This window comes from Frankia sp. CeRuru1, from assembly GCF_977966315.1.
In genome coordinates, this window is sequence record NZ_CDWWEW010000213.1 from 1 (window position 1) to 8,946 (window position 8,946).

An 8,946-nucleotide genomic window follows, 5' to 3' on the forward strand; every position below is an offset into this window, starting at 1 on the left:
CTCCCCACTCGGGCCGGCTGGCCTGCCCTCCTATTGGAAGCCGACCTCCATCCGCCTGACGCTGCCCACCGGTGGTGCCGACGGTGGTCCCGCCGAGGCGACGATCGGCTATGTCGTCGATCGGCCCGACCATCGGACGTTCGCTCGCTTCGTCGAGAGCAACGCTCCCACCGCGGTCCAGCGGATCCTGGGGAACCGACCGGCCAACGGCACGGTCGATGTGGAAGGCGTCACCTGGCAGCAACGCCGGGACGGCGATGGGCATCTCGCGCTCACCCGGACCGACGGCGGCGTCACCGTGATCGTGGATGATGGAGGCGGCAAAGGCGGGGCGAATCAGGCCGATCTGGTCACCCTCGCCGCGTCACTGCGACCGGTCGTTCCCGCCGCCACGAACTGATCGCGCCGCCGGTGCGAGCCTGGTCGGTGCGAACCCGGTCGGTGCAAGCCGCCCGGTCAGCGCGAACCCGGTCAGCGCTGGACGGCGACCGCGATGACGGGAGGCCGTGCGGGCGCGACGGCCGTTGCGGCCGGTGGCTGGCCCCCACCCTCCAGCGCGGTGGCGGCCGGGATGAGAATCGCCATGCCGATGACCAGCCCGGCCGCCCGACGTAGCAGCGGGCCCGTCGTCGGCATCCGCCATCCGAGGTGGGCGCCGCCACCCCGCGTCCCGGTCATCCCACCCCTCGGCACGGCACCCACGGCGGCAACCGAAGGTGGAGCGTGCTCTCGGGCGAGGTCGCCGAGAGGCCGGCGACGAGGCGTCGGGCGTAGCGCGGGCATTGCTACCTCCGGACTGGATGTCCTGCGGGTAACGGCCGGTGTGCCAGGCCGGACGTGCTCCGTCTCGGACCGCGACCGACCTGAAACGCCGTGCAGTGACCTTGTACTATGAATCTCTACCGGACCGACCGGGTTCAGCCATGATTGTTCCTTGTTGGATATCATGTTGGCCAGGCGGAGGGGAAATCGCCACGCCGGTGCCCCCTGGCCGTCGGGTCGCCCAACGGTGGATGCTGAGTCGGGGCCGAACCCGTAATCACCGATAGCCCACCGGGACCGAGCCGCAAACGCCGATGGCATCCTGAAACGATGGCACCCCGAGGCAGGGGCCTCCCCGCTCCGCCGGGGCCGGCCCGGAACCGCGCGGTCCACGGATTGAGCGGACCTCGCTATAGAGGGTTGTAGAGGCATAGAGGGTTCTAAAGGATAGAGGGCCGCAGAGGCGGCACGGAGGTGGCCATGCCCGAAGCATTCAACGACAGCCCTACCGGTCACGCCTCGGGCTCCGCCGATGTCCCCCCGCCGGGCGTCCCGGCCCCACCGGTCACCTACGAGGCCGCGCGGGCCGAACTCGAGGAGGTCGTCCGCCGGTTGGAGGCCGGCGGGGTGAGTTTGGAGGAGTCACTGATCCTCTGGGAACGGGGCGAGGAGCTCGCCAGGACCTGTCAGGCGCTGCTCGACGGCGCCCGCGCTCGACTGGCCGCGGCGACTCCACTCTCCTGAGCGTCTCCTGATCTCCTGATCTCCTGAGCGAGCGGCCCCTCCAGCCGACCGGGCCGCCGGGCCTGCTCAGCCGTCCACGACCGTCGCGCGCAGCGTTCCGCCCGCCACCCGGATGGCGAGCCCGTCCCCGGCCGCAACCTCGGCAGGCCCGCGCACAACCGCACCATCCACGGTGCGCTGCACCACGGCGTACCCGCGGTCGAGGGTCGCCGCCGGCGACAGCGCGCGCATCCGGGCGCGGGTGGCGGCCAGATCGTTCCCGGTCACATCTATCATGTGGCGGACGCAGCGGCGCGAACGGGCGAGGAGCGCCGACACGTCGTCCGCTCTGCGGCCCACGTCGCGCGTGGGCGTTGCGAGCACGGGGCGCCCCCCGGTGTCCGCCAGCCAACGTTCCTCCCGGTCGAGCCGGTGCTCGACGACCCGCCGGGCCCGGGCCCGCAGCTGGGCGACCGCGATCGCCTGCTCACCGACGTCCGGCACCACCCTCTTCGCCGCGTCCGTCGGCGTGGAGGCGCGGACGTCGGCGACAAAATCGAGCAAAGGGGTGTCCTGCTCATGTCCGATTGCCGACACCACCGGGGTACGCGCGGCCACGACGGCCCGCAGCAGCGCCTCGTCAGAGAAGGGCAGCAGATCCTCCAGCGACCCGCCGCCACGAGCGATGACGATCACCTCCACTTCGGCACGCGCGTCGAGTTCCCGCAGCGCGTCGATGACCTGGGCGACCGCGAGAGGCCCCTGGACGGCTACTTCCCGTAACACGATACGCACCGCCGGCCAGCGACGGCGCGCGTTCTCGACCACGTCCCGCTCCGCCGCGCTGGCCCGCCCGGTGATCAGACCGACGGCCGCCGGGAGGAACGGAGGACGCCGCTTACGGGACGCGGCGAACAGCCCCTCGGCCGCCAGCGTGGCCTTGAGCTGTTCGAGCCGGGCCAGCAGCGCACCGGCACCGAGCGGGCGAATCTCAACAACCGCAAGGGCCAGCGTGCCTCGGCCGGGGTGGAACGACGGCTTGCCCCACACCACGACGCGGGCCCCGTCGACGAGCGCCGGCCCCACCGCGTCGCACACCGCGCGCGGGCAGGTGACCCGCAGGGACACGTCGGCCACCGGGTCCCGCAGGGTGAGGAAGACCGTTCCCATCCCGGGACGGCGGACGATCCCGGTCACCTGCCCCTCGACCCACACTCGCCCCAGCCGGTTGATCCACTCTCCCAGCGCGCGCGACACGCTGCGGACCGGCAGCGGCTGTTCCGGGGACGATGTCAGTGCCACCCGGGCACCGTAACCTCGCCCTCCAGCCTCGCCCTACAACAGTCGGCGGCCCTCGTCACGGCCGGACCGGACGATGTCGCCATCGGGTGATGCATCGCCTAGCCGACTTCCCGGCCGCCGGCCGCCGCGTAGACTCCCACCCATGGGCCGGGTCCTTCTTGCCAAACCGCGCGGCTACTGCGCTGGTGTCGATCGAGCCGTCGTGACCGTGGAGAAAGCACTAGAGCTGTACGGTTCACCGGTCTACGTACGCAAACAAATCGTTCACAACCTTCATGTCGTGAAGACGCTGGAGGCCAAGGGTGCGATCTTCGTGGACGAAACCGACGAGGTGCCGCACGGCGCCACCGTCGTGTTTTCAGCCCATGGAGTAGCACCAACGGTGCACGAAGAGGCGGCGGCGCGCGAGCTCCGCACAATCGACGCCACGTGCCCGCTGGTCACCAAGGTGCATTCTGAAGCCAGGCGGTTCGCCCGCGAGGACTACGACATCCTCCTCATTGGCCACGAGGGCCACGAGGAGGTCGTCGGCACCACCGGGCAGGCTCCGGACCGCATCCACCTCGTGGACGGGCCCGAGGACGCCGCCAGGGTGAAGGTCCGCGATCCGAAGCGGGTGGCCTTCCTCTCCCAGACCACGCTGTCCGTCGACGAGACGATGACGACGGTCGACGCGCTGCGCGAGCGCTTCCCGCACCTGCAGGGTCCACCGAGCGACGATATCTGCTACGCCACGCAGAACCGCCAGGTCGCTGTCAAGGAGATCGCCGGCGCGGTCGACCTGGTCATCGTCGTCGGCTCGCGGAACTCCTCGAACTCGGTCCGGTTGGTCGAGGTCGCGCTCGACGCCGGCGCGCCGGCCGCCTACCTCGTGGACGACTCCACCGAGGTGGACCTGAGCTGGTTCGATGGTGTCGAGACCGTCGGGGTCACCAGCGGCGCATCGGTGCCGGAGGAGCTCGTCACCGGCGTGATGGCCTGGCTCGCCGAGCGGGGCTTCACCGATGTGGAGGAGGTCACGTCCGCGGACGAGCACCTTCTCTTTGCGTTGCCGCCGGAGCTTCGCCGGGAGATGCGTACCCGCGAGCGCGCCGCCAGCTGAGCCCGGACCGCCCCTCACACCAGGCTCGTCGGAGCCACCCTTCCCCGCATCGCGCCGAAGCCCCCGACGTTCCCCTATAGCCATTCTCACTGTCCCCGCATCGCGCCGAAGGCCCCCGAGGCTCCCCCAGGAACCTCACCGAAGGCGAGGTAACGGAAACCCCGAACGGCGCCCTATGCCAGGGGTCCCCGCATCGCGCCGAAGGCGCCATGCGGGGGAGGCCCGACATGTCCTAAGGTCGGCCCTGGGGCCGCGTCCAGGCGGCATCTCGCCGGGACGCGGCCCCAGTGTGCGGTACAGGGCACGTGCGGTACAGGGCACGGGCAGTACAGGTCAAGGGCGACGAGCATCGGGAGAACGGGCGCATGAGCGAGCAGGAATACCGCATCGAGCACGACAGCATGGGTGACGTCCGGGTACCGGTCACGGCCCGGTGGCGGGCCCAGACGCAGCGGGCGGTGGAGAACTTTCCCGTCTCCGGCCAGCGGATCTCCCGCGCGCACATCGCGGCGCTCGCCCGGATCAAAGCCGCCGCCGCGACGGTGAACGCCAAGCTGGACGTGCTCGACGCGGACATCGCCGAGGCGATCGCCGACGCGGCCACGGAGGTGGCCCGTGGTGACTGGGACGACCAGTTCCCCCTGGACGTCTTCCAGACCGGCAGCGGCACCTCGTCCAACATGAACACCAACGAGGTGCTGGCCTCGCTCGCCTCCGAGCGCCTCGGCCGCCCGGTTCACCCGAACGACCACGTCAACGCCTCGCAGTCCTCGAACGACGTCTTTCCCTCATCGATCCACATCGCCGCCACCCAGGGCATCGTCGGCGACCTGATCCCGGCCCTGGAGCACCTTGCCACCGCGCTCGGTCGCAAGGAGACCGAGTTCGCCGACGTCGTGAAGTCCGGCCGGACCCATCTGATGGACGCGACCCCTGTGACACTCGGCCAGGAGTTCGGCGGGTACGCCGCCGCGGTCCGGCTCGGCGTCGAGCGCCTGCAGGTGGCACTGCCCCGGATCGGAGAGCTGCCGCTCGGTGGGACGGCCGTCGGGACCGGCATCAACACCCCGCCCGGCTTCTCCGCCGCGGTAATCGAGGAACTGTCCGCCAGCACCGGTCTTCCCCTGACGGAGGCACGCAACCACTTCGAGGCGCAGGCCTCCCGGGACGGCCTCGTCGAGGCGTCCGGCGTGCTGCGGGTGATCGCCCTCTCGCTCTACAAGATTGCCAACGACCTGCGCTGGGCCTCGTCCGGCCCGCGAGCCGGGCTCGGCGAGATCCGGCTGCCCGACCTCCAGCCCGGATCCTCGATCATGCCCGGCAAGGTCAATCCGGTCATTCCCGAGGCGGTCTGTCAGGTCGTCGCCCAGGTCGTCGGCAACGACGCGGCGGTCGCGTTCGGCGGATCAGCCGGGAGCTTCGAGCTCAATGTCATGCTGCCGGTGATCGCACGTAACCTGCTGGAGTCGATCCACATCCTGTCGACGATCAGCCGGCTGTTCGCCGACCGTTGCATCGACGGCATCGTCGCCGACGTCGAACGCTGCCGCCGCTACGCCGAGTCCTCCCCCTCCATCGTGACGCCGCTGAACAAGTACATCGGCTACGAGGAGGCCGCGAAGGTCGCCAAGATCTCGCTCGCCGAGGAGAAGACCATTCGCGAGGTCGTTCTCGAGCGCGGTTACGTTGAGGCGGGCAAACTCACCGAGGCACAGCTCGACGCCGCGCTCGACGTGCTGTCGATGACCCACCCGTAGCCGAAGCTCGTCGGGCGGCCTCTCCCCCCCCGACCGTCGCGTCTCCCGGACACCTCCGTGACCCACGGGGGTGTCCCGTCCCAACAGCGCGACCCGACAGGCGGCGACCCGACAGGCGGCGACCGACGGCGCGGCGGGAGCCGTGGAAGACCCCCCAGACAGCCTCCACGACCCCCGCTAGAGGTTTAACGGGCCGGCGGCGGATTGGTTACGGGTGGCGGGTGCCTCAATTTCACCTGCCGGCACGACGGCCCGGCCCGACGGCAGGGCCCGGTGGCCTGGCGGCGGGAGCCCGGCGGCCTGGCGTCGCCAGTCCTCGACAGGTTCCCACCAGTTGGACTCGAAAAGCTCTCAACCGGAACCACACCGGCACATATGGCGGGCATGACGGCACACCTCGGCCATCACAGAAGGGTTCGCGACACCTACCTCGAGTGATAATCCGCAGGTGAAGCGACTCCCGAGAAATTTCCCAGAAGAAATGGACGTAACAAGCACGGCCAACGTGCCGACCCGACCCGTCCGGCCGGATAGCCTCGGGTTTACCGGAGACCGATAGATTGCGGGGGATGTGACGATGTTCGACTACGACGTCCTCGTCATCGGATCCGGGCCGGGCGGGCAGAAGGCCGCGATCGCAGCGGCCAAGCTCGGCCGACGGGTCGCGATCGTCGACAAACGGGAAATGATCGGTGGTGTCAGCATCAACACTGGCACGATCCCGTCCAAGACGCTGCGGGAAGCGGTCCTTTATCTGACCGGCATGTCACAGCGTGAGCTGTACGGGTCGAGCTACCGGGTAAAGGATGACATCACCGTCGGTGACCTCTCGGCGCGGACCAGACATGTCATCAGCCGCGAGATCGACGTGATTCGCAACCAGCTCAGCCGTAACCACGTCACCCTGCTGACGGGACTGGCCAGCTTCGTCGATCCGCACACCGTGAACGTGCGGGCGGGCGGCGAGGACACCGAGGACCGCCGGATCCAGGCGGAAAGAATCATCATCGCCACGGGCACCCGCCCGGCGCGGCCGGACACGGTCGACTTCGACGGACGGACTGTCGTCGACAGCGACCAGATCCTGGCCCTGGAGAAACTGCCCCGGTCGATGGTCGTCGTCGGCGCCGGTGTGATCGGTATCGAATACGCCTCGATGTTCGCCGCGCTCGGCACGAAGGTGACCGTCGTCGAGCGCCGTGACCGGATGCTCGACTTCTGCGACCTCGAAATCGTCGAGGCGTTGAAGTACCAGCTCCGCGATCTTGCGGTGACCTTCCGTTTCCGCGAGTCGGTCGTCTCCGTGGAACGCCACAACGGCGGTACCCTCACCCTGCTCGAAAGCGGGAAGAAGCTCCCGGCGGACACGGTGATGTATTCGGCCGGGCGGCAGGGGCTCACCGACATCCTCAACCTTCCGGCGGCCGGCCTTTCCGCGGACAACCGCGGCCGGATCAAGGTCGGCTCGGACTTCCGCACGGAGGTCGACCACATCTACGCGGTCGGCGACGTGATCGGATTCCCCGCTCTCGCGGCGACGTCAATGGAACAGGGACGTCTCGCGGCCTACGCCGCCTGCGGCGAGGACGTCAACGCCATGCGGGCCGAGCTGATGCCGATCGGGATCTACACGATCCCGGAGATCTCCTATGTCGGCAGCACCGAGGACGAGCTGACCGAGCAGGCCATCCCGTTCGAGGTGGGCATTGCCCGGTACCGGGAGCTGGCCCGCGGAGCCATCCTCGGTGACTCGTACGGGATGCTGAAGCTACTGGTCAGCCCGGACGACCGGCGCCTTCTCGGGGTACACGTCTTCGGTACAGGAGCCACCGAACTCGTCCACATCGGACAGACCGTGATGGGCTGCGGTGGCACCATCGACTACCTCGTCGACAGCGTCTTCAACTATCCGACGCTCGCCGAGTCCTACAAGGTCGCGGCTCTGGACGCGATGAACAAGATGCGCGCGGTCGCCCGCTTCAGCGGCTGAATAGGCTCGGCGACATCCCGGTGTTCCACCGTGGTTGCACCGGCAGGTGACGCCCCAGGAGCGCCCGTGCCACTCGATCCCGCCAGTCTCGATCTGCCGATCTGCCTGACCTGCGGGATCCAGTACGGTGCGGTCCGGGGCGACTGCCCGGTGTGCGAGGACGAACGACAGTACGTCGGCTGGGACGGTCAGCGGTGGACCTCGCGGGCACGGCTGCGGGCCGCAGGATACCGCGGGGTACCGCGCCCCGAGGGGGACCGCGTGTTTGGCGTCGGCGCCGAACCGAAGATCTCCATCGGGCAGCGGGCCCTGTTGGTCCGCACGGACGAGGGCAACATCCTCTGGGACTGCGTGCCCTTCCTCGACGACGATCTCGCGGGTCAGGTTGATGCGCTCGGCGGCATCCGCGCCATCGCCGTCAGCCACCCGCACTTCTACGGCGCCATGGTGGACTGGAGTCACGCCTTCGGCGGAGTGCCGATCTACATCCACGCCGCCGACGCCGCCTGGATCGGCCGGACCGGCGATGCGATCGTGCTCTGGTCCGGCGACACCCACCGGATCGGCCCGGGGCTGACCCTCGTCAACGGCGGTGTGCACTTCGCCGGTGGCACGGTCCTGCACTGGGCGGACGGGGAGAACGGGCGCGGTGCGCTGTTCTCCGGCGACATCCTGCAGGTGGTGCAGGACCGGCGGTGGGTGAGCTTCATGTACAGCTACCCGAACTACATCCCGGAACGGCCCGGGGCGGTCCGGCGGGCGGTCGCGCTCCTCGAACCCTTCGATTTCGAGGTCGTCTACGGCGCGTTCTGGCAGGCGATCGTCCGCGCCGGCGGTCGGGCCGCCGTGCGCCGCTCCGCCGAGCGCTATCTGCGGTTCGTGGCGGACGACACGCCCCAGGGACCGGTTCCACCCGAGTCCCGGGCTCCTCGCCCCACGACGTCATAAGCCGACGAAAGGTAAGCCGCTATTACCGGATCGGGCCGGCTAATGGCGGGCAAGCATAGGCTGATCAGGGTGGAGCTGTCCTCGTTCTGCCCGCGCTACCACCATGCCGTCGAGACCATTGGGCGGCGCTGGACCGGGGCCATCGTGCGCGCGATGCTGGCCGGCGCAACCCGGTTCTCCGAGATCACGACGGCGGTGCCCAACCTGTCCGACCGGCTCTGTTCCGTGCGGCTGAGAGAACTTGAAGCCGAAGGGATGGTCAGACGCACCGTCGTCCCGGACACGCCCGCGCGGACCGAGTACCACCTGACCGCGAAGGGAGCGGACCTCGCAGATACGGTCGCGGCCCTCTCCCTCTGGGC

9 protein-coding genes are annotated in these 8,946 nt (G+C 69.4%); 7 read left to right on the forward strand and 2 right to left on the reverse strand.

Going from position 1 to position 8,946, the window contains the following annotated elements; all coding sequences use genetic code 11:
• A partial coding sequence (locus AC08OP_RS15480) for a DUF4245 domain-containing protein (protein WP_476614847.1) occupies positions 1 to 400 on the forward strand: 400 nt, incomplete at its 5' end.
• A 71-nt stretch (positions 401 to 471) separates the two neighbouring features.
• On the opposite strand, the gene AC08OP_RS15485 is transcribed toward AC08OP_RS15480, so the two are convergent.
• Positions 472 to 678 (reverse strand): hypothetical protein, encoded by a 207-nt coding sequence (locus AC08OP_RS15485; protein ID WP_476614848.1) that lies wholly within the window; start codon positions 676 to 678, stop codon positions 472 to 474.
• Positions 679 to 1,242: 564 nt separating this feature from the next.
• Between AC08OP_RS15485 and AC08OP_RS15490 the strand changes: the two genes are divergently transcribed.
• Positions 1,243 to 1,506, forward strand: coding sequence for an exodeoxyribonuclease VII small subunit (locus AC08OP_RS15490; RefSeq protein WP_476614849.1), 264 nt, complete (start codon positions 1,243 to 1,245; stop codon positions 1,504 to 1,506).
• A 66-nt stretch (positions 1,507 to 1,572) separates the two neighbouring features.
• Here AC08OP_RS15490 and xseA read toward each other — a convergent pair whose 3' ends face one another.
• Positions 1,573 to 2,787 carry an exodeoxyribonuclease VII large subunit gene (gene xseA, locus AC08OP_RS15495; protein ID WP_476614850.1) on the reverse strand — a complete coding sequence of 405 codons (1,215 nt, stop codon included), beginning with the start codon at positions 2,785 to 2,787 and terminating at the stop codon, positions 1,573 to 1,575.
• 142 nt (positions 2,788 to 2,929) lie between these two features.
• Here xseA and AC08OP_RS15500 point away from each other — a divergent pair, with 142 nt between their 5' ends.
• The 5 genes from AC08OP_RS15500 to AC08OP_RS15520 all read left to right on the forward strand — a co-directional run.
• A complete protein-coding gene (locus AC08OP_RS15500) occupies positions 2,930 to 3,889 on the forward strand; it encodes a 4-hydroxy-3-methylbut-2-enyl diphosphate reductase (protein ID WP_476614851.1) in 960 nt (319 codons plus the stop codon).
• A gap of 365 nt (positions 3,890 to 4,254) precedes the next feature.
• Positions 4,255 to 5,646, forward strand: a complete 1,392-nt coding sequence (locus tag AC08OP_RS15505) for a class II fumarate hydratase (protein ID WP_462187140.1) — start codon at positions 4,255 to 4,257, stop codon at positions 5,644 to 5,646.
• A gap of 577 nt (positions 5,647 to 6,223) precedes the next feature.
• On the forward strand, positions 6,224 to 7,636 hold the full coding sequence (sthA, locus tag AC08OP_RS15510) for a Si-specific NAD(P)(+) transhydrogenase (protein ID WP_011438257.1): 1,413 nt from the start codon (positions 6,224 to 6,226) through the stop codon (positions 7,634 to 7,636).
• Between the two features lie 66 nt (positions 7,637 to 7,702).
• The gene (locus tag AC08OP_RS15515) at positions 7,703 to 8,584 is read left to right on the forward strand and encodes an MBL fold metallo-hydrolase (RefSeq protein ID WP_476614852.1); all 882 of its coding nucleotides are present in this window, start codon (positions 7,703 to 7,705) and stop codon (positions 8,582 to 8,584) included.
• Positions 8,585 to 8,626: 42 nt separating this feature from the next.
• On the forward strand, positions 8,627 to 8,946 hold a 320-nt coding region (locus tag AC08OP_RS15520), incomplete at its 3' end, for a winged helix-turn-helix transcriptional regulator (RefSeq protein ID WP_476614853.1).